Source organism: Caulobacter sp. 602-1, from assembly GCF_003931565.1.
GTDB lineage: Bacteria > Pseudomonadota > Alphaproteobacteria > Caulobacterales > Caulobacteraceae > Caulobacter.
Window position 1 is genome coordinate 1 of record NZ_RRYI01000005.1, and the last position, 20,645, is coordinate 20,645.

General features: G+C 68.1%; 14 protein-coding genes. 10 read left to right on the forward strand and 4 right to left on the reverse strand.

From position 1 onward, the window contains the following. Positions 1–380 precede the first annotated feature (380 nt). Entirely contained in the window at positions 381–2,090 is a 1,710-nt protein-coding gene (gene metG / locus EIK80_RS15510; RefSeq protein ID WP_125157930.1) for a methionine--tRNA ligase, read from the forward strand. A 15-nt stretch (positions 2,091–2,105) separates the two neighbouring features. Next, positions 2,106–3,305: an MFS transporter gene (locus EIK80_RS15515; RefSeq protein WP_125157931.1), complete on the forward strand. Its 1,200-nt coding sequence runs from the start codon at positions 2,106–2,108 to the stop codon at positions 3,303–3,305. Here the strand turns inward: EIK80_RS15515 and cysN are convergent. Together cysN and cysD are read right to left on the reverse strand one after the other, a co-directional pair. Continuing rightward, positions 3,293–5,200: a sulfate adenylyltransferase subunit CysN gene (gene cysN / locus EIK80_RS15520; protein ID WP_125157932.1), complete on the reverse strand. Its 1,908-nt coding sequence runs from the start codon at positions 5,198–5,200 to the stop codon at positions 3,293–3,295. The two genes, EIK80_RS15515 and cysN, sit on opposite strands and share 13 nt — an antisense overlap. Then, positions 5,200–6,165, reverse strand: a complete 966-nt coding sequence (gene cysD / locus EIK80_RS15525) for a sulfate adenylyltransferase subunit CysD (protein ID WP_125157933.1) — start codon at positions 6,163–6,165, stop codon at positions 5,200–5,202. The genes cysN and cysD overlap by 1 nt, the downstream gene beginning before the upstream one ends. Positions 6,166–6,392: 227 nt before the next feature. On the opposite strand from cysD, the gene EIK80_RS15530 reads away from it, so the two are divergent. The 3 genes from EIK80_RS15530 (at position 6,393) to EIK80_RS15540 (ending at position 10,004) form a co-directional block, all read left to right on the forward strand. Continuing rightward, positions 6,393–6,599: a hypothetical protein gene (locus EIK80_RS15530; protein ID WP_125157934.1), complete on the forward strand. Its 207-nt coding sequence runs from the start codon at positions 6,393–6,395 to the stop codon at positions 6,597–6,599. Positions 6,600–6,755: 156 nt separating this feature from the next. After that, a complete protein-coding gene (locus EIK80_RS15535) occupies positions 6,756–9,437 on the forward strand; it encodes a polar localization protein TipN (RefSeq protein WP_125157935.1) in 2,682 nt (893 codons plus the stop codon). A 6-nt stretch (positions 9,438–9,443) separates the two neighbouring features. Beyond that, on the forward strand, positions 9,444–10,004 hold the full coding sequence (locus tag EIK80_RS15540) for a sugar transferase (RefSeq protein ID WP_125157936.1): 561 nt from the start codon (positions 9,444–9,446) through the stop codon (positions 10,002–10,004). A 1-nt stretch (position 10,005) separates the two neighbouring features. Here EIK80_RS15540 and EIK80_RS15545 read toward each other — a convergent pair whose 3' ends face one another. Both EIK80_RS15545 and EIK80_RS15550 read right to left on the reverse strand, forming a co-directional pair. Then, the gene (locus EIK80_RS15545; RefSeq protein WP_125157937.1) at positions 10,006–11,454 is read right to left on the reverse strand and encodes a mannitol dehydrogenase family protein; all 1,449 of its coding nucleotides are present in this window, start codon (positions 11,452–11,454) and stop codon (positions 10,006–10,008) included. Between the two features lie 82 nt (positions 11,455–11,536). Further along, positions 11,537–13,045: a UxaA family hydrolase gene (locus tag EIK80_RS15550; RefSeq protein WP_125157938.1), complete on the reverse strand. Its 1,509-nt coding sequence runs from the start codon at positions 13,043–13,045 to the stop codon at positions 11,537–11,539. A gap of 160 nt (positions 13,046–13,205) precedes the next feature. On the opposite strand from EIK80_RS15550, the gene EIK80_RS15555 reads away from it, so the two are divergent. From EIK80_RS15555 to ppc, 5 genes are all read left to right on the forward strand, one after another. Then, complete coding sequence (locus EIK80_RS15555) at positions 13,206–14,288, forward strand: LacI family DNA-binding transcriptional regulator (protein WP_125157939.1); 1,083 nt, start codon at positions 13,206–13,208, stop codon at positions 14,286–14,288. 123 nt (positions 14,289–14,411) lie between these two features. Beyond that, complete coding sequence (gene uxaC, locus EIK80_RS15560; protein ID WP_125157940.1) at positions 14,412–15,875, forward strand: glucuronate isomerase; 1,464 nt, start codon at positions 14,412–14,414, stop codon at positions 15,873–15,875. Positions 15,876–15,899: 24 nt separating this feature from the next. Further along, positions 15,900–16,742, forward strand: coding sequence for a 5-dehydro-4-deoxy-D-glucuronate isomerase (gene kduI, locus EIK80_RS15565; protein WP_125157941.1), 843 nt, complete (start codon positions 15,900–15,902; stop codon positions 16,740–16,742). 153 nt (positions 16,743–16,895) lie between these two features. After that, positions 16,896–17,666: a 2-dehydro-3-deoxy-D-gluconate 5-dehydrogenase KduD gene (gene kduD, locus EIK80_RS15570; RefSeq protein ID WP_125157942.1), complete on the forward strand. Its 771-nt coding sequence runs from the start codon at positions 16,896–16,898 to the stop codon at positions 17,664–17,666. A 183-nt stretch (positions 17,667–17,849) separates the two neighbouring features. After that, positions 17,850–20,579 carry a phosphoenolpyruvate carboxylase gene (gene ppc / locus EIK80_RS15575; protein WP_125157943.1) on the forward strand — a complete coding sequence of 910 codons (2,730 nt, stop codon included), beginning with the start codon at positions 17,850–17,852 and terminating at the stop codon, positions 20,577–20,579. Positions 20,580–20,645: the final 66 nt, after the last annotated feature.

Here is a 20,645-nt window from a genome sequence, read left to right on the forward strand (position 1 = left end):
GGTCGGCCCTGGAACACAGAAACGACGTGGGATGTCGGGCCGAAGAGGCGACAGGCGGCTGGAAACAGCCGCATCCGGGATCGGGCCACGCGGCCTGACCCGCCCGTCGGAGGCTTCGAGGGTGTCGGGGTGCGAACAGCATCACGGCGTCACGCTTCCGGATAACGATCGCGCGGAGCGTCGGGCTTCGTCGAAACGGTATTTCTATTTTCCAACTCTGGACGCTGTCCGGCGCTCCGCGTCCCTTTCCACGCCTTCAGCGAGCGATCGCGTGAAGCGGCGGAGGTGTGGGCTGTCCGCAAACCTTTCCCTTCTGGCCCGAGCCTTCTATATGCGGACGCTTCTTTGCTTCGTCGATTTGCCCGAAAGGCCGCGCCCGCATGGCTCGCATCCTGATCACCTCGGCCCTGCCGTACATCAACGGCATCAAGCACCTGGGGAATCTGGCGGGGTCGATGCTGCCGGCCGACGTCTATGCGCGCTTCCAGCGGGCCCGCGGCCACGAGACCCTCTACATCTGCGCCACCGACGAACACGGCACGCCGGCCGAGCTGGCGGCCACCGCGGCCGGCCAGGACGTGGCCACCTACTGCGCCGAGCAGCACGTGCTGCAGCACGATGTGGGCCGCGCCTTCGGCCTGTCGTGGGATCATTTCGGCCGCTCGTCCTCGCCGCAGAACCATCGCCTGACCCAGCATTTCTGCCAGGCGCTGGAAGACCACGGCCTGATCGAGGAACGCGTCGACCAGATGGTCTATTCGGTCGACGACAAGCGCTTCCTGCCCGACCGCTATGTCGAGGGGACGTGCCCGCACTGCGGGTTCGAGAAGGCGCGCGGCGACCAGTGCGACAACTGCGGCAACCTGCTGGACCCCACCGACCTGATCAATCCGTACTCGGTGATCTCCGGCTCGCGGAACATCGAGGTGCGCGACACCCGCCACCTCTACCTGCTGCAGACTAAGATGGCCGACAAGATCCGCGCCTGGGTCGACAGCCACGCCGACTGGCCGCCGCTGGCCCGCTCGATCGCCTACAAGCACCTGGACGAGGGGCTGATCGACCGCGGCATCACCCGCGACCTGGCCTGGGGCATCCCGGTGGCCAAGGACGGGATCCCGCGCCCGGGCTTCGAGGACAAGGTCTTCTACGTCTGGTTCGACGCCCCCATCGAGTACATCGCCGCCACGCAAGAGTGGGCCGAGGGCGCGCCCGACCGTGACTGGAAGTGCTGGTGGCGCACCGATGAGGGCGCCGAGGATGTCCGCTACGTCCAGTTCATGGGCAAGGACAATGTCGCGTTCCACACGGTCAGCTTCCCGGCGACCATTCTGGGCTCCGAAGAGCCGTGGAAGAGCGTCGACATGCTCAAGGCCTTCAATTGGCTGAACTGGTACGGCGGCAAGTTCTCGACCTCCAACAAGCGCGGCGTTTTCATGGACGCGGCCCTGGAGATCCTGCCGCCCGACCTGTGGCGCTGGTACCTGACGGCCAATTCGCCGGAGAGCAGCGACACGGCCTTCACCTGGGAGCAGTTCGCCAGCGCTGTGAACCGCGACCTGGCCGACGTGCTGGGCAACTTCGTCAACCGCATCCTGAAGTTCAACGAGAGCAAGTTCGAGGGCGTGGTGCCGGCGGGCGGCGAGCCGGGGCCCCTGGAAGAGAAACTGTTCGCCGATGTCTCGGCGCGCCTGGCGGATCTGGCTGAGCAGATGGACGCCATCGAGATCCGCAAGAGCGCCCAGGCGTTGCGGGCCTTGTGGGTGGTCGGCAACGAGTACCTGCAGGAGGCCGCGCCGTGGACCGCGATCAAGACCGATCGCGACCGCGCCGCCGTCATCGTTCGCACGGCCCTGAACCTGGTGGCCCTCTACGCCAAGCTCTCGGCCCCGTTCATCCCGTTCGCCGCCGAGACGATCGGCAACGCCTTCGGGCTGGACTACCCGGCCGCATGGCCCTCGAACGACGCCAAGGCCGAGCTCGACAAGCTGCCCGTCGGTCAGGCGGTGACCGTGCCGGCCGTGCTGTTTAAGAAGATCGAGGACGAGCAGATCGCCGAATGGACAGCCCGCTTCGGCGGCGCGGAATAGGGCGAGCTTCGTGGAATGACCGGAGGGGCGGACAAGACGGAGGCGCCAAGGCTCCCGACGCTCGTCCGCCTCTGCCTGTTCTACGCCGCGATCTTTCTGAGCTCCGGCGTCAGCCTGCCGTATATCGGCACCTATCTGCGCTCGCGCGGCATGAGCGGCGGCGAGATCGGGCTGATCCTGGCCGTGCCGCTGCTGCTCAAGCCCTTCACCGGCGCCTCGCTTGCCGTGTGGGCCGACGGCTTCACCCTGCGGCGCACGCCGATGGTGCTGCTGCTGGCCGGGGCGGGGCTGGGTTATGCGGGCCTGCTGGCCGCTCCGAACCTGTGGTGGTTCATCCTGGCCTGGTTCGTCGGTCAGACCCTCCTGTCGACCGTCTCGCCGCTGATCGACATCATCACCCTGCGCCGGGCGCGGACCGAGGGCTTCAACTACGGGATCCCGCGCGGCACGGGCTCCAGCGCCTTTATCGCGGCGAACCTGGCCATGGGGTCGATCCTGACCTTCGCCGCGCCGACCATCATCGCCATCTGGATCACCTCGGCCTGCTTCATCGCGGCCCTGGCCGCCGCCCTGCTGGTTCCGCCCGAACGCGTGCACGCCGAAGGCGCCAAGCCCGACCGATCCGAACGCTGGAAAGGCCTCTCCGAGCTGCTGCGCAACCGCACCTTCGTGCTGGCGGTGGTTACGGCCGGCCTGATCCAGGGGGCGCACGCCTTCTACTACGGCTTCTCGGCCATCCTCTGGCGCAAGCAGGGGATCTCCGAGCCGATGATCGGCGTGCTGTGGGGCGTGGGCGTCGCGGCCGAGGTCGGCTTCATGTGGTTCCTGGAGCCGCTGCGTCGCCGCTGGGGCCCGGAACGGTTCCTGATCCTGGGCGCGTCCGCCGCCGTGCTGCGGTGGACGCTCTATGCCTTCGAGCCGCCGCTATGGGCTTTGTTCCCACTGCAGATGCTGCACGCCTTGACCTTCGCCGCCTCGTTCCTGGCCTCGCTGCGCCTGATCGAGAAACTGGCCCCGGCGTCGGCGGCGTCGCCAGCCCAGGCGATCAACTCGGCGCTGTCGTCCGGCTTCACCTTGGGGATCGCGACCTTGGCTTCGGGCCCGCTGTTCGACCACCTGGGGCCCTATGGCTATCTCGCCACCGCGCTCATGGCGCTGCTGGGTCTGGGCGGCGCGCTATGGCTATCGCGCCGCTCGAGACATCAGATCGTGTAGTCGATCTCCTGGCCTTCCAGCCAGGCCACGATCCGTTCCGCCGCTTCCACGGGATCGATCGCGGTGGTGTCGATCCGCAGTTCAGGCGCTTCCGGAGCCTCATACGGACTGTCGACGCCGGTGAAGTTCTTCAACTGACCCGAGCGGGCCTTCTTGTAGAGGCCCTTCACGTCCCGCGCCTCGGCCACGGCCAGGGGCGTGTCGACGAAGACCTCGATGAACTCGCCCGGCTCCAGGATGTCGCGCGCCAGCTGGCGCTCGGCCCGGAACGGCGAGATGAACGCGGTCAGCACGATCAGACCGGCGTCGACCATCAGCTTGGCGACCTCGGCCACCCGGCGGATGTTCTCGACGCGGTCCTCCTCGGTGAAGCCGAGGTCCTTGTTGAGGCCGTGGCGGACATTGTCGCCGTCCAGCAGATAGGTGTGACGACCCAGGGCGTGCAGACGCTTCTCGACGAGGTTGGCGATCGTCGACTTGCCGGCGCCCGACAGGCCCGTCAGCCAGACGACCTGGCCGCGCTGGCTCTTCAGCGCCGCTCGCGAGGCCTTGGTGACGTCGGTGTGCTGCCAGTGGATGTTGTCGGCCCGCCGCAGGGCGAAGTTGATCATCCCCGCGCCGACGGTGCGGTTGGACAGCCGGTCGACCAGGATGAAGCCGCCCATCTGGCGGTTGTCGGCATAGGCCTCGAACGGGATGGCCTGGTCGAGCGAGAGGTTCACGAGCCCGATCTCGTTCAGCTCCAGGCGCTTGGCGGCCGTATGCTCCAACGTGTTGACGTTCACCCGGTGCTTGATGTCGGTGACGCTGGCGCCGACCGTCCTCGCCCCCAGCTTCAGCAGATAGGTGCGGCCCGGGGGCAGGGGTTCGTCGTCCATCCAGACGACGGTGGCCTCGAACTGGTTGGCGACCGGGGCGGGCGCGTCGGCGGCGGCGATGACGTCGCCGCGCGAGATGTCGATCTCGTCTTCCAGCGTCAGGGTCACCGACTGGCCGGCGACGGCCTTGTCGAGATCGCCAGGCAGGGTGACGATCCGCGCCACCCGGCTCTCGCGACCGGAGGGCAGGGCGCGGATGCGGTCGCCCGGCTTGATGCCGCCCGAGGCGATCAGGCCCGAGAAGCCCCGGAAGTCGAGGTTCGGGCGGTTGACCCACTGCACCGGCATTCGGAACGGCTTGGCCTGGAGATCGTCCTCGACCTCGACGCCTTCAAGCCAGTCCATCAGGATCGGCCCCTTGAACCAGGGCGTATGTTCGCTGGCGGAGGCGATGTTGTCGCCGCCCAGGCCCGAGATCGGGATGGGGGTGAACACCGTCAGGCCGATCTGTTCGGCGAAGGCGCGATAGTCGGCGACGATGCGGTCGAAGACGGCCGGGTTCCAGCCGACCAGGTCCATCTTGTTCACCGCCAGCACCACGTGGCGGATGCCGAGCAAGGACACGAGATAGCTGTGGCGGCGCGTCTGGGTCAGCACGCCCTTGCGTGCGTCGATCAGGATCACGGCCGCGTCGGCGGTCGAGGCGCCGGTGACCATGTTGCGGGTATATTGCTCGTGGCCGGGGGTGTCGGCGACGATGAACTTGCGCTTCTCGGTCGAGAAGAAGCGGTAGGCGACGTCGATGGTGATGCCTTGCTCGCGCTCGGCGGCCAGGCCGTCGACCAGCAGGGCGAAGTCGATCGCCCCGCCCTGGGTGCCGACCTTCTTGGAATCCGCTTCGAGAGCGGCAAGCTGGTCCTCGAAGATCATCTTGCTGTCGTACAGCAGGCGACCGATCAGGGTGGACTTGCCGTCGTCGACGCTGCCACAGGTGATGAAGCGCAGCAGCGACTTGTGCTGATGCTGGTGCAGATAGGCGTCGATGTCCTCGGCGATCAGGGCGGACTGGTGCGCCATCAGAAGTAGCCCTCCTGCTTCTTCTTCTCCATCGAGGCGGACTGGTCGTGGTCGATGACCCGGCCCTGGCGCTCGCTGGTCGTGGTCAGCAGCATCTCCTGGATGACCTGGGGCAGGGTGGCGGCGGTGCTCTCGACCGCGCCGGTCAGCGGGTAGCAGCCCAGGGTGCGGAAGCGGACGCTCTTCATCTGGGGGACTTCGCCGTCCCGCAGGCGGAAGCGGTCGTCGTCGACCATGATCAGGGCCCCGTCGCGCTCGACCACCGGCCGTTCGGCCGCGAAGTACAGCGGCACGATCGGGATGTTCTCTAGGTGGATGTACTGCCAGACGTCCAGCTCGGTCCAATTGGAGATCGGGAAGACGCGCAGGCTTTCACCCGGGTGTTTGCGGGTGTTGTAGAGGTTCCAAAGCTCGGGGCGCTGGTTCTTCGGGTCCCACCGGTGCTCGGCGGTGCGGAACGAGAAGACCCGTTCCTTGGCCCGGCTCTTCTCCTCGTCGCGACGAGCGCCGCCGAAAGCCGCGTCGAAGCCGTACTTGGAAAGCGCCTGCTTGAGGCCCTCGGTCTTCCAAAGATCCGTGTGCAGGGCGCTGCCATGGTCGAACGGATTGACGCCGCGCGCCTCGGCGTCGGGGTTCTTGTGGACGATCAGGTCAAAGCCCAGTTCGGCCGCCACCTTGTCGCGCAGGGCGTACATGTCCCGGAACTTCCAGGTCGTATCGACGTGCAGCAGCGGAAAGGGCGGCTTGCTGGGATAGAAGGCCTTGGCGGCCAGGTGCAGCATCACCGCGCTGTCCTTGCCGATCGAGTACAGCATGACCGGCCGTTCGCACTCGGCCGCCACCTCGCGCAGGATGTGGATGCTCTCGGCCTCCAGGCGCTGGAGGTGGGTCAGGCGCGCCGGCGAGATTTCGGTCATTGCGGAGTCCGGCGGGTACGCGGCGGGTGCGAATTGGGTAAGGGCCAAGGCGAGGGTCCGCAAAGGAAAAACGTCTCAGCGGATCCGTCGAGGAGCGCGCTGCGTCACCTTGCGACCTAGGCCCGGGCGAGGCTGCGGACAACCGCCGGAATTCTGGGGGCGCTGTCAGCGGACATGGGGCCAAGGCCGGTCGGCGCCGACCTTCATGACCAAAAGTTCACTCGCCTCCGTCCAAGAACGCTAGCATAACGCCGGTATCGGTCCAGGGACGGGCTATGGGCTTTCTGACGGAAATGCTGGCTGTGGCGGTCGTCTGGCTGTCTTCGTTCGCGCTCTGCCAGTTCGGGGTGAGCGTCGAGCACGCCGTTTGCCCGCACGCCAAGAGCGCCTCGGCCAAGACGGTCGCCCGCTCTCCGCGTGGCGCGCCGATAGCGGTGAATGCGTCTTCTGGAACGGTCGAGGCGACGGCGCGCGACGCTTGAACGACCGCGCAAGGCGTCGAGACCCGCGAACACAACGGAAGTCGCTTTTCGCCAAGGCTTTTCGCCGTTAGGTTCATGTGACACGCGAAGGAGGGGTCCGGCGCGCGAAGGTTGTCTCTTGCGCCCCTCGCCGACGCCTTGGGACCCTGGCTGTGTATGAAGCCTAAGAAGCGCCAACCGCTCGATTTCTCCGCTACGCCGACGGATGCCCCTCCCGAGGAAACCAAGACCACGCCTGAACTCCCTCCGGAGGTTCCTGGGACGACGTCCTTCGCCGAGCCGAAAGGCGACGTTCCGACCGCCGAACCCTTGAGCCTGCAGGACACCCTGAACGATGACCTGGCTGTTCCGCCGCCGATGACCGTGCGCTCGCGCCGACGTCGGGAACCCGATCCCGAGCCGGTCGAGAGCTTCTCCGAACCCGAGCTGAAACTGGCCACCTCGCTGACCGCGACCGCTCAGCCGCCGGCGCCAGCCGTGGAGCCCGAACGCGCCGCCCCGGCCAAGGCCGAGAGCCGCGAGCCTACCCTGGACCTGCGCGGACCCGAAACGACTGTCCCGCTACGGACCGAGGACGTTCCGCGCCGCATGTCCGGCGTTCTGTTCTGGACCCTGGCCACCGCCATCGCCTTCCTGTGGGCCCTGGCGCCGATCGCCTTCGCCCTGGGCTATGCCCGTGGCGTGCCGGCCTTCAAGGTCGAGGGTTTCGCCCTGACGGTGTTCGCGGGTCTGGCCCTCGGTCCGGCTCTGTTGACTCTGTTGGGCGCCTATCTGCTGCGCCAGGCCACTGGCATCGCCGACGAACTGCGCCGAACCCGGACCCTGACCGACCGCATCGTCACCCCGGCCGCCCTGGCCGCCGTCGGCGCGTCCAGCGCCGTCGAGGCCATGCGCCAGGGCGTCGATGACGCCGCCAACGCCGCCCAGCGGGCTCGCGAGCACATCGTCTCGCTGCGTCAGGCGCTGGCCGAGGAGACCGGGCGTCTGGCGGAGGCCGCCGCAGAGTCCGCCAAGATGGCCAGCCAGCTAGCCCAGGGCCTGAGCCATGAGCGCACCGCCATGGAGACCCTGTCGCAGTCGCTGGACGCTCGCTCCACGGCGGTGGTTGACGCGATCGGCAGCCAGGCCCGCATGGTGGCCGAGGCTTCCGACCTGGCTGAGACCCAGCTCCGCGAGGCCGAGGCGGCTCTCGCCGCCCGCGCCGCCGATCTGGCCGCCGCAGCGGCCGAAGCCTCGGACGCCGCCCGTGTCGGGGCCGAGGACCTGTCGCGCCAGATCGCCCGCCTGGAAACCGCTGGCCACGGCGTCGGCGATCAGGTCTCGTCCGTCGAAAAGAGCCTGGCCGCTCAGCGCGCCGCCCTGGTCGAGATCAGCCAGGCCCTGCGCTCTGAGCAGGAGGACTTCGCAGCCGAGGCCGAGACCCGCACTGCCCAGCTCACCGAGTTCGTCGCCTATACCCGCGTCGGCGCCACCGAGCTGTCGGATACGGCCGCCATGGGCGCGGAGATCCTGCGCGGCCTGATCAGCGCGGCCGCCGACCAGTTCCGCGAAATGGCCGAGGGCGCGACCACCCAGCGCGAGGCTCTGGCCGAGGACGCCAAGAAGACGCTCGAGACGATCGGCGACGTCGCCGAGAACCAGCGCACCTTGCTGGAAGACGAGTTGAAGGCGGCGATGGAAGCCATGGCCGAGTCGGCGCTGAAGGCGGCCGAGGGCGTCGAGGCCCGGGTCGAAGCCGCCCGCAGCCGTGTCGACCAGCTGAACGAGATCGCCTTCGCCGCAGGTCAGAAGGCCGACGCGGTGTTCGAGTCCCGCATGGAAGAGGCGCGCGACATCATCGAGCACTCGGCCCAGATGGTCGAGCAGGCCGGGGCCCGCACCTCGCAGAAGCTGGCCGACTCGGTTCAGGCCGCGCGCGGCACGCTGGACGAACTGGAGGCGATGCTGGCCGAGATCGGCAAGCGCACCGCCGACCTGCCGGCCGAGGCGCTGCAGAAGGCCGCCGAGGTCCGGGTGTCCATCGAGCAGGGCGTCGAGCAACTGATGAACGCCGTCCGGCGCACCGCCGAGGAAACGGCCGCGATCGACCAGGCCTTCCAGGAGCGCGTCCGTCGCAACTACGAGATGCTGAGCGAGGCGGCCGGGGCCGTCACCGCATCCAGCGCCTCGACCATGGCCGCCCGCTCGACCTCGGCGCAGGCGCCGCTGAGCCGGCCGCGTCCGGCCGCTCCGCCGCCCCCGTCGGTGCAGCCCGAACCGCTGCCGATGGCCGTATTCGACGACGAGGACGAGGAGCCGCCGACCGACCGCCGCCGTCTGCGCCTGACGCCGACGGCGACCGACCAGGAGTTCCGCTCGGTGTTCGAGCAGGCCTCGGCCCGCAAGCAGACGCCGCCCCAGCCGGCGTCCGACCCGGACGGCGAGGGGGGCTGGAGCTGGCGCAACCTGCTGGCGGGCATCGAGAACAGCTCGCCGGGCGACGCCGGCCTGGGCGAGAAGCTGGCCGCCGAGATCACGGCCATGGGCATCGACCCGCACGCCCTTCTGCCGCGCGGCCGGATAGACGAGATCGCCGCCGCCCTGCAGACCCGCGACGACGTCGGGGCCCGCGAGGTGGTCAAGCGCCTGGCGCCGGCCGCCATCCGCCGCCTGGTGCGCCGCCTGTTCTCCGACGCGACGCTGAAGGCCAATACCGAGCGTTTCCTGAAGCGCTACTCCGGCATGATCGACGAGGCGGCGGGCCAGGACCGCGAGGGCTTCCTGTTGGCGGCCCTGCTGTCATCGGACGCGGGGCGAGCCTATCTCCTGCTCGACGCGGCGAGCGGCGATCTCGGCTAGGATCTCGTGAAGCGCGCGTTCGATTTCCTGGCGGCGGCGATCGGCCTGATCGTGCTGGCTCTGCCGCTCGCCCTGCTGTGGCTGCTGGTGCGCCTGACCTCGCCGGGCCCTGGGCTCTACTGGTCGCGGCGGGTGGGCAAGGGTTCGACGCTGTTTCCGATGCCCAAGTTCCGGACCATGCGGATCGACACCCCCGAGGTCGCCACGCACCTGCTGGAGGATCCCGACCGCTGGCTGACGCCGTTGGGTCCGATGATGCGCAAGCTCAGCCTGGACGAGCTGCCGCAGCTGTGGAGCGTGCTTGTCGGCCACATGAGCCTGGTCGGACCCCGCCCGGCGCTGTTCAATCAGGACGACCTGATCGCCGCCCGTCGGGCCGCTGGCGTCGACGTCCTGCGGCCCGGCGTCACCGGTTGGGCGCAGATCAATGGCCGCGACGAACTGGCCATTTCGGACAAGGTGGCGCTGGACGCCGAGTACCTGGCCCGGCGCTCATTCTTGTTCGACCTGGAGATCATGGTCAGCACCGTCGTGCCGGTGCTGACCGCCAAGGGCGTGACCCGCTAGGTCAGGCGAGGTCCGTATAGGCCTTCTCGATCGCCGCGATGAAGGTCGGGTTCGAGGCCAGAGCCGCCGGGAACACCGTGTCCAGGGTCATGAAGGCCGCCACGTCTGTCTTGGCGTCACCGGTGACGGCCACGCCGATCTCGGTCAGCTTGTCGGCCAGCGGGTCGGTGATCGCCTCGCCGGTCTTGGCGCGCAGGGCGATGAAGCGCATCCAGGCCGCCAGCGGGATCGCCAGGCGCTCGATCGAGCGGCCAGCCTCCAGGGTTTCCGTCAAGGTGCCGAGGATACGGAAGGGGAGCTTGGCCGAACCGTCCCAGGCGATCTGCGCCAGGTAGTGGCGGATCTCGGGATTGCGGAAGCGGGCCAGGATCGCCTCGGCGTAGTCGGCGAGATCCAGGCCGCGCGGCGCCTTCAGGGTCGGGATGATGTCCTTGGCCATCAGGTCGCGGGCCAGGGCTTCCAGCGTCGGATCGCTGACGGCCTCGAACACCGTCTCGTGTCCGCGCAGGATGCCGGCATAGGCCAGGGTCGAGTGGACGCCGTTCAGCAGGCGCAGCTTGGCGCGCTCGAAGCCGCGGACATCGTCGGTCAGGATAACCCCGACGCTGGCCAGATCCGGCGCCTCGGCCGGCAGCACGTCCTCGACGACCCACTGGGTGAAGGCTTCGCGCTGGATCGGCCAGGCGTCCTCCAGGCCGGTGGCCTCCTGGACGCGGACCCGCAGGGCGTCGTCGGTGGCCGGGGTGATGCTGTCGACCATGGTGCGCGGAAAGCTGCCCTCGGCCTCGATCCAGGCCGCCAGATCGGCGTCGATCTTGGCGGCGAAGGCGACGACCGCCGCCTTCAGGCGCCAGCCGTTGTCGGCGAGGTTGTCGCAGGCGACGACGGCGTAGGGCGCGAGGCCCGCGGAGAAGCGGCGGCGCAGGCCCTCGACGATGTAGCCGACGGCGCTCTTCGGTTCGCGCGGATTGGCCAGGTCGTGAACGATGTCCGGATGTTTCTCGTCCAGCCCGCCCTCGGCCGACAGGGTGTAGCCCTTCTCGGTGACGGTCAGGGTGACGAGGCGGGTGGTCGGCGCGGCGAGGCGGGCGAAGACCGATGGCGGATCCTCGGGCGCGACCAGAACCTCGACGATCGAACCGACGATGCGGAAGGTGGTTTCGGCGTCCAGCTGGGCCAGGGTGTAGAGGCCGTCCTGCGGTTGCAGGGCGTCGCGGACGCCGGGGCTCTTCAGCGAAACCGCGCAGATGCCCCAGCGCGGATCGCTGGCCAGCAACTGGTCGAAATAGAAGGCCTGGTGAGCGCGATGGAAGGCGCCGGGACCGAAGTGGACGACGCCGACCTGCACCTTATCGCGGTCATAGGCAGGCAGGGCCGTGCCCGGGATAGCGCCGGGATAGCTGGTCGCGCTCAGACGCAGGGCGGGGGTGGTCGCGGGAGAAGCCGTCACGGGAGCAAGCCTGGAGTTGGTGAGCAAAAGAAGCGGAGCGTTAAATGCGGTAGTCTGACAACTGTGGCAATTGGCTTGACCACTAAAGCGTGACGCCGGACTTCCAGATGGCGATCTCGCGCTCGCCGTTGAGCTCGGCCTTGGTGGCCTTGCCCGAGGCGGTGTCGACCACGAGGTCCATCAGCCGGTCGGCCGCGTCGTCCATCGAGACGCCCTCCAGCACCTGGCCGGCGTCGAAGTCGATCCAGCCAGGCTTGCGTTGGGCAAGGCCCGAGTTGGAGGCGATCTTCAGGGTTGGGGCGGGGAAGCCAAGCGGCGTGCCGCGGCCGGTGGTGAACAGGATGACCGTCGCGCCGGCGGCGGTCAGGGCCGTCGACGAGACCGCGTCGTTGCCGGGGGCCTCCAACAGAGTCAGGCCGTGCGGACCGACGCGCTCGCCGTAGCGCAGAACCTCGACCAACTGGGCCCGGCCGCCCTTCTGAACCGCGCCCAGGGACTTTTCCTCGAGCGTGGTGATGCCGCCGGCGATGTTGCCGGGGGAGGGATTTTCGTAGATCGGCTGCTTGTTGTCGATGAAGTAGCGCTTGAAGTCGTCGATCACGCCGACGGCCTGGTCGAAGATCTCGCGGCTGGCGGCGCGTTGCAGCAGCACGTTCTCGGCCCCGAACACCTCCGGGATCTCGGTCAGCACCGGCGTGCCGCCCGCGTCGGCGACCTTATCGGCGATGCGGCCGACCAGCGGGTTGGCGGTGACGCCCGAGAAGCCGTCCGAACCGCCGCACTTGAGGCCCACGACCAGCTCCGAGACCGGGATCGGCTCGCGCTTGTCCTGTTCGGCGATCTCGACCAGCGCTTCGACGGCGGACAGGCCGTCCTCCAGCTCGTCCTCGACCATCTGGGTCGTGAAGCTGCGCAGTCGCTCGCGGTCGATATCCGGCGCGCTCTCCAGCAGGGCCTTCAGCTGGTTGTTCTCGCAGCCCAGGCCCAGGATCAGCACGCCGCCGGCGTTGGGATGGGCGGCCAGGCCCGCGATCAGGCTGCGGGTGTGGGTCAGGTCGTCGCCCAGCTGCGAGCAGCCGAACGGGTGGGGGAAGGCGTAGATTCCGTCGACGCGGCCGGCGAAGCGGGCATTGGCCTTTTCGGCGATACGGCGGGCGGTGTTGGCCACGCAGCCGACGGTGCACAGCACCCAGATCTCGTTGCGCGTGCCGGCCCGGCCGTTCTTGCGGCGATAGCCGTCGAAGGTGCGCGCGGCGGGCTCGACATGCGGCTCCGGCGCGGTCGGGGCGAAGCTGTAGCCCTCGACGCCTTCCAGGCGAGTCTCGACATTGTGGATGTGGACATGGTCGCCGACGGCGATGTCGACGGTGGCCCGGCCGATCGGCCAGCCGTACTTCAGGACATCGGCGCCAGCGCTGGCATCGCGAATGGCGATCTTGTGGCCCTTGGGGATGTCGTTGCGGACGGTAATCGCTTGGCCCCGCAGGTTCAGCACCTCGCCGGCCGCGAGGTCGCGCAGGGCCGTGGCCACGTGGTCGCGCGGGTCGACGGGGTGAATCGATTCGCGAGGCGCCAAGGTCGTATCGGTCATGGGTTGGTCTTCGCCGCCGAGTTTCGTGTCGTCAATTTCAGTGCGTAGTGACATGGTAACCGGTGTCAGTCACCCTAAAAGCAGACGTTTCGTCCTAGGTTGGCGACGCCAGCGCGGCTAGAGTATGACAAAAGACACTGCTTAGCTGCTTGGAAACGCCGTGAACTCTTCAAAGACGCCTTCCTCGTCCCCGGAAGCCTCTATGGAGGGGGGGAGTGGCGTCGAAGGCGGCCGCAAGCGGGCCACGATCAACGACATTGCCAGGCTCGCCGGGGTGTCCAAGAAGACCGTTTCACGCGTCATCAACCAGTCTCCCTTCGTCCGCGACGAGACCCGCGAGCGCATCGAGGCGGTGATCGCCGAGTGGGGCTACGCGCCCGATCCCCAGGCCCGGGGCCTTGCGTTTCGCCGCTCGTTCCTGATCGGCATGATCTACGACAACCCCAACCCGCAGTACGTCGTGAACATGCAGCTTGGCCTGCTGGACGGCATGCGCGGCTCGGGCTTCGAGCTGGTCGTCCATCCCTGCGACCGCGCCAGCCCGACCTTTCTGACCGACATCCGGGCCTTCGTGGAGCGCCAGAAACTTTTCGGCGTCGTGCTGCCGCCGTCCGTGTCCGAGGACGAGCGCGTCGCCAAGCTGCTGAACGAGATCGGCTGCGCCTACATCCGCATCGCCTCGGTCGAGCTGGACAAGCCCGAGCACATGATCGTCGGTCACGACCGCATGGGCGCCGCGGAGGCCGCCCGGCACATCGTGGGCCTGGGCCACAGGACCATCGCCTTTATTTCGGGGCCGGACACCTTCCGTTCCTCGCACGAGCGGCGAGGGGGCTTCGAGGACGGTCTCGCCGAGGCGGGCCTGAAACTGGGCGAAGGCGATATCGTCCAGGGCGCCTATACCTTCGAGTCCGGCGTGGCGTGTGGCGACATCCTCTTGGCCCGCACCCCGCGTCCGACCGCCATCTTCTGCGGCAATGACGAAATGGCCGCTGGCGTCCTGCAATCGGCGCGCAAGGCCGGTCTTTCCGTGCCCGCCGACTTGAGCGTGGTGGGCTTCGACGACTTCCAGATCGCCCAGGCGGTCTGGCCGCCTCTGACCACGATCCGCACGCCGACTCGCGAGATCGGCCGCATGGCCGCCGAGAAGCTGATCGGCGTCGAGCGACGCGAACCGCGGGATATGACCAAGACCGAACCGACCCTGGTGGTGCGCGAGTCCTCCGGCCCGGTCCCGGCCTGAGGATTCGCAACCGCCGTTGGGTTGCATCCAATCATGACACCGGTTACCAAGCGGGCCTAAGCGGCCATCCGCGAAGCCGCCGGCCAAGAAGCGCTTAGTGAAGCAGGGAGCACACGCCAAGCCATGCCCAGGCCTCTGAATTTCCACGAAGATCGGCTCTTCCCGTCGGACGCGACGACGCGGTCCTACGCGCGCGGCCTGTACGCGCTGGTCAAGGATCTGCCGATCATCAGTCCGCACGGTCACACCGATCCGTCGTGGTTCGCCACCAACGCGCCCTTCCAGGACGCCACCGACCTGTTGCTGGCGCCGGACCACTATCTCTATCGGATGCTCTACAGCCAGGGCGTCAGCCTGGATGACCTGAAGGTGCGTTCCAAGGCCGGCGTCCCGGACACCGACCCACGCGCGGCGTGGAAGCTGTTCGCGTCGAACTTCCACCTGTTCCGCGGCACGCCGTCGTGGATCTGGCTGAACCACGTGTTCTCCAAGGTGTTCGGCTTCACCGAGTTCCTCGAGACCTCGAACGCCGACGACTATTTCGATCGCATCAACGAAGCCCTGGCGACGGACGCCTTCCGTCCGCGCGCTCTGTTCGACCGTTTCAACATCGAGACCCTGGCCACCACCGAAGGTCCGCACGAGAGCCTGAAGCATCACGCGGCCATTCGTGAGAGCGGGTGGGGCGGTCACGTCATCACCGCCTACCGTCCCGACGCGGTCATCGACTTCGAGGACGAGCGCAGCCCGCGCGCTTTCGAGCGCTTCGCCGAGACCTCGGGTCAGGACGTCTACAGCTGGAAGAGCTATCTGGAAGCGCATCGCCTGCGCCGCCAGGCCTTCATCGAAGCCGGCGCCACCTCGTCCGACCACGGCCACCCGACGGCCGCCACCGCCGACCTGTCGGACGCCGAGGCTGAGGCCCTGTTCCAAAGCCTGGTGAAGGGCGACGTCACGCCCGAGAAGGCCGAGCTGTTCCGCGCCCAGATGCTGACCGAAATGGCCAAGATGAGCCTGGACGACGGTCTGGTCATGCAGATCCATCCTGGCTCGCATCGCAATCACAACGCCAGCCTCTTAGCCTCCCACGGTCGCGACAAGGGCGCCGACATCCCGATGCGCACCGAGTATGTCTCGGCGCTGAAGCCGCTGCTTGGCCGTCTGGGCAATGATCCGCGCCTGTCGATCATCCTCTTCACGCTGGACGAGACGACCTACAGCCGCGAACTGGCCCCGCTCGCCGGTCACTATCCGGTGCTGAAGCTGGGTCCGTCCTGGTGGTTCCACGACAGCCCGGAAGGCATGATGCGTTTCCGCGAGCAGGTCACCGAGACCGCCGGCTTCTACAACACTGTCGGCTTCAACGACGACACCCGCGCCTTCCTGTCGATTCCGGCGCGCCACGACGTGGCCCGCCGCGTCGACAGCGCCTTCCTGGCCCGCATGGTCGCCGAGCACCGCATGGACCTCTGCGAGGCCGAGGCGCTGATCGTCGACCTGACCTACAACCTGCCCAAGAAGGCCTACAAACTCGATCAGCGCCCCGACTGGGCCCGTCCCGCGACGCTGCGCGCCGCCGCCGAATAAGAACACCCTTCCGGAGACTTCCCGATGTTCGCCAAGACCTACCACGCCACCCATCCGGACATGATGTTCGCGGTCAGCAACGACGACCTGCGCGACCGCTACCTGATGCAGGACCTGTTCCAGGACGGCCAGATCGTCCTGACCTACAACCACGCCGAACGCTTCGTCGTCGGCGGCGTCGTGGCCACCTCGGCCATCAAGCTGCCCGACCAGACCGAGCCTGCCTCGGCCGCTGGCCACCCGTTCCTGGAGCGCCGCGAGCTGGGCGTGATCAATGTCGGCGAGACCACCGGCAAGATCACCGTCGACGGCGTCGTCTACGAGATCGTTCCGCGTGATGGCCTGTATGTCACCATGGGCGCCAAGGACGTGACCTTCGAAGGCGTGAACGGCGAGGCCGCGCGCTTCTACCTGGTCAGCCTGCCGGCCCACGCCGCGTTCGAGACCAAGAAGCTGGCCTTCGCCGACGCCGTCGCCCTGGAGCGCGGCGCGCTGGAGACCAGCAACGAGCGCACGATCTACCAGTACATCGTGCCGACCACCTGCAAGTCGGCCCAGCTGCTGCTGGGCATGACCGTGTTGAAGCCGGGCAGCGTCTGGAATACCATGCCGCCCCACCTGCACGACCGCCGTTCGGAAGCCTATTTCTACTTCGGCCTGGGCGAGAACGACCGGGTCTTCCACTACATGGGCGAGCCTGACGAGATGCGTCACATCGTGATCGCCAACGAAGAGGCTGTGATGAGCCCGCCGTGGTCGATCCACATGGGTTCGGGCACCGCCAACTACACCTTCATCTGGGCGATGGGCGGCGAGAACCTCGACTACACCGACATGAACGTGCTGGACATCTGCCAGCTGAAGTAGGACCGCGAGGTCACCCGCTCTTAGCTTGTCATCCCGGGCGGAGCGAAGCGTAGACCCGGGACCCAGGGGCCACTGGCAGTGCGCCGGCCCCTGGGTCCCGGACAGCCTCTTGGAGGCTTCCGGGATGACAAGATTTTTGAACAGGAACTCGACATGGCCAATCCGTTCAGCCTTGAAGGCAAGGTCGCGCTCGTCACCGGCGCCAACACCGGGATCGGGCAGGGGATCGCCATCGCCCTGGCCGCCGCTGGCGCGGACATCGCCGCCGCGGGCCGCAGCGCGCCGACCGACACCCAGAAGGCCGTCGAGGCCCTGGGGCGCAAGTTCCTATCGATCAAGGCCGACTTCGGCTCCACCGAACCCGTCCAGCGCGTGGTCGACGAGACCGTGGCAGCGTTCGGCAAGATCGACATCCTGGTCAACAACGCCGGCATCATCCGTCGCGCCGACTCGATCGAGTTCTCGGAAGCCGACTGGGATGCGGTGATGGACACCAATCTGAAGGTGGTCTTCTTCCTGACCCAGGCCTTCGCCAAGCAGGCCCTGAAGCAGGGGCCCGTGAACGGTGTGACCGCGAAGGTGATCAATATCGCCTCCCTGCTCTCGTTCCAGGGCGGCATCCGCGTGCCGTCCTATACCGCAGCCAAGTCGGGCCTGGCCGGCCTGACCAAGATCCTGGCCAACGAGTGGGCGACCAAGGGGATCAACGTCAACGCCATCGCCCCGGGCTATTTCGACACCAACAACACCGAGGCTTTGCGCGCCGACCAGGACCGCAACGCCGCGATCCTGGCCCGCATCCCGGCCGGGCGCTGGGGCCGTCCGGAAGACATCGGCGGCGCCGCGGTGTTCCTGGCCTCGTCGGCGGCGGACTACGTCCAGGGCATTACCTTGCCCGTGGATGGTGGCTGGCTGGCGCGCTGACGAAACAAATCCACGCAAAAATATCATGGTAGCGCAACCATTGTGCCGGGCGGGTTTTCCCGCCCGGTGAAGCGCGCTAGAGGGCGCCGTAACGTCAGCGCCCGGGATCGATCCCGCGTCGCTGACGCTTTCTCGTGATCCATTCCCGTCCCGAACGGCTCCGGCCGATCCTGGAGTTCGCGCATGCGCAATCCGGCCCTGTCGATCGACGCCGACCGCCCCACCAGCCGTCACGTTCGCCAGAACGCCAATCTGCTGAGCGACCTCCTGATCGAGGCGATCACCTATCTCGAGGGCGAGGAGGCCGCGGCCCTGGTGGCCAAGGCCCGCAAAGCCGCCTCCCGCGAGGACGAGGCCACCGGCGATGCGCCGGTCCTCGATCACCTGTTCGCCGACCTCACCAACGACCAGGCCGTGTTCCTGGCTCGCGCCTTCGCCAGTCACTCGCTGCTGGCCAATATCGGCGAGGACGTCGCCGGACGCCGCCGCCACGCCGAGGCCGAGGCTCAGCCGGGCGACGAGCGGCCGCGGACCCTGATCGACGCCGTGAAGATCCTGAAGGGGCGCGGCAAGACCGACGCCGAGCTGGCCAGGGTCTTCGCCGCCATGAACGTGGTGCCGGTGCTGACCGCCCACCCCACGGAGGTTCGTCGCCGCAGCATGGTCGATCGCGAGACCGAGATCTCGCGCCTGATGGCCCTGCGCCGCCACCACCTGCCGGCGGACCTCGACGCCGAGATCCGCGAGAGCCTGTTCCGCGAGATCGCCCTGATGTGGCGGACCCGCCTCTACCGTCCCGAGCGGATCACCGTGAAGGACGAGATCCGCAACGCCCTGTCGATCGTCCGCACCTCGATCCTGCCGGCGATGATCGAGCTCTATGGCGACTGGACGCACAAGATCGGCTCGCATGGCCATATGGCGCCGCTGCTGAAGATGGGGTCGTGGCTGGGCGGCGACCGCGACGGTCACCCCGGCGTCAATGGCGAAACCCTGAAGCTGGCCTTCGCCTCTCAGTCCCGCGTGATCCTCGACTGGTACGCCGGCGAGGTGCGCAAGCTGTGGTCCAACCTCGCCGTCTCGACCGCCTACACGCCGGTGTCGAACGAGCTGCTGGCCCTGGCCGCCCAGACCCGCGATCCGTCGATCCACCGGCTGGACGAGCCCTATCGCCTGGCTCTGGAGCTGATCTTCGATCGCCTGACGGCCGTGTCGCAGAAGCTGACCGGCGCGCCCGTCGCCTACGCCACCGGCGCGACCGACGTCGAGCCCTACGGCCATCCGGACGCCTTCGTCGCGGACCTGACCGTCATTATCGACAGCCTGGAGCGCAATGGCGGCGAGCGCCTGGTCGGCTCGGCCCTGCGGACCCTCGTCGAGGTGGCCAGGGCCTGCGGCTTCCACCTGATGAGCCTGGACCTACGCCAGAACGCCGACGTTCACGAGCGGACGGTCGACGAGCTGTTCAAGCGGGCCGGCACGGGCGTGGCCTACCTCAAGCTCGACGAGGAGGCCCGCTGCAAGGTCCTGATCGAGGAGCTGTCGCACCAGCGGCCGCTGGTCTCGCCGTTCACCGCCTATGGCGAGGAGACGACCAAGGAGCTGGCCACCATGCGGGCCGCCGCCCAGGCGGTGCGCGACTACGGCCATGGCTGCCTCGGGGCGTACATCATTTCGAAGTCGGCGACCCTGTCCGACATCCTCGAGCCGCTCGTTCTGCTCAAGCAGGTCGGCCTGGTCTGGGGCGGCGCCGCGCCGCGCGCCTCGGTCAAGGTCGCGCCGCTGTTCGAGACCATCGGCGACCTGGAGAACGGCCCGGCCGTGCTGCGCCAGTGGCTGGAGCTGCCGTTGAGCCGCACCATCCTGGGCGACCGGCCGGTGCAGGAGATCATGCTCGGCTACTCCGACAGCAACAAGGACGGCGGGTACGTCGCCAGCCGGCGCGGCGTGGCGCGGGGCGCCTCGGCCCTGGCGTTCGAGGCCGACCGGATGGGCGTGGGCCTGCAGCTGTTCCATGGCCGGGGCGGCAGCGTCGGACGGGGCGGCGGACCGGCCGCCGAGGCGGTGCTGGCCCAGCCGGCCGGCACCGTGCAGGGCCGCATCCGGATGACCGAGCAGGGCGAGATGATCGCCCGCCGCTTCGGCGACCAGCCCACCGCCCGGCGCAACCTCGATGGCCTGGCCGCCGCCGTGCTGATGTCCAGCGAGCGCCCCGTCCACAAGCCCGACCCCAAGGTCGAGGCGGCCATGACCGCCCTGGCCGAGGCCTCTTTCCATGGCTTCCGGGCCCTGGTGTACGACGATCCGGCGTTCGAGGACTTCTTCTGGTCGGTCACCCCGATCAGCGAGATCGTGGGCCTCAACATCGGCAGCCGCCCGGCCAGCCGCACCGCCAGCCGCAAGATCGAGGATCTGCGGGCCATCCCGTGGGTGTTCTCCTGGTCACAGGCCCGCTTCATGCTGCCCGGCTGGTACGGCTTCGCCTCGGGCGTCGAGCGGGCCAAGCTGTCGGTCGAGCAACTGCGCGACCTTGCCGGAAGTTTCGACTTCTTCGCCTCGCTCCTGTCGAACATGGAGCTGGCCCTGGCCCAGAGTCATATGGGCATCGCCGCTCGGTACATGGCCCTGTCGCCGGACAAGGAAAACGCCGCGCGGATCTTCGCGACCATCCAGCGCGAGCACGACGCGGCCACGCGCATCGCCCTGGAGATCCGCGGCGGTTCGGCCCTGCTCGACAACCAGCCGGACCTGGCCGAGTCGGTGACCCTGGCCAGCCGCTCGGTGGATCCGTTGAACCACCTGCAGCTGGAACTACTGTCGCGCCGCCGGGCAGGGGAGACCGACGAGGAGCTGCGCCTGGCCATCCAGCTGACCGTGGCCGGCATCGCGGCGGGTCTGCGCAATACGGGCTGAACCAGGTCGGACCAAGGGCTTGCGAGACCGATGCGCCGCCAGCGCATGAAGTCGTATTTTTTCAAG

What these genes read in the sequence shown, in the direction of transcription:
- EIK80_RS15515 (WP_125157931.1), top strand. Translation starts at nt 2,106, where the DNA reads ATGACCGGAGGGGCGGACAAGACGGAGGCGCCAAGGCTCCCGACGCTC.
- uxaC (WP_125157940.1), top strand. Translation starts at nt 14,412, where the DNA reads ATGCCCAGGCCTCTGAATTTCCACGAAGATCGGCTCTTCCCGTCGGAC.
- kduI (WP_125157941.1), top strand. Translation starts at nt 15,900, where the DNA reads ATGTTCGCCAAGACCTACCACGCCACCCATCCGGACATGATGTTCGCG.
- EIK80_RS15530 (WP_125157934.1), top strand. Translation starts at nt 6,393, where the DNA reads ATGGGCTTTCTGACGGAAATGCTGGCTGTGGCGGTCGTCTGGCTGTCT.
- EIK80_RS15550 (WP_125157938.1), bottom strand. Translation starts at nt 13,045, where the DNA reads ATGACCGATACGACCTTGGCGCCTCGCGAATCGATTCACCCCGTCGAC.
- kduD (WP_125157942.1), top strand. Translation starts at nt 16,896, where the DNA reads ATGGCCAATCCGTTCAGCCTTGAAGGCAAGGTCGCGCTCGTCACCGGC.
- metG (WP_125157930.1), top strand. Translation starts at nt 381, where the DNA reads ATGGCTCGCATCCTGATCACCTCGGCCCTGCCGTACATCAACGGCATC.
- ppc (WP_125157943.1), top strand. Translation starts at nt 17,850, where the DNA reads ATGCGCAATCCGGCCCTGTCGATCGACGCCGACCGCCCCACCAGCCGT.
- EIK80_RS15535 (WP_125157935.1), top strand. Translation starts at nt 6,756, where the DNA reads ATGAAGCCTAAGAAGCGCCAACCGCTCGATTTCTCCGCTACGCCGACG.
- cysN (WP_125157932.1), bottom strand. Translation starts at nt 5,200, where the DNA reads ATGGCGCACCAGTCCGCCCTGATCGCCGAGGACATCGACGCCTATCTG.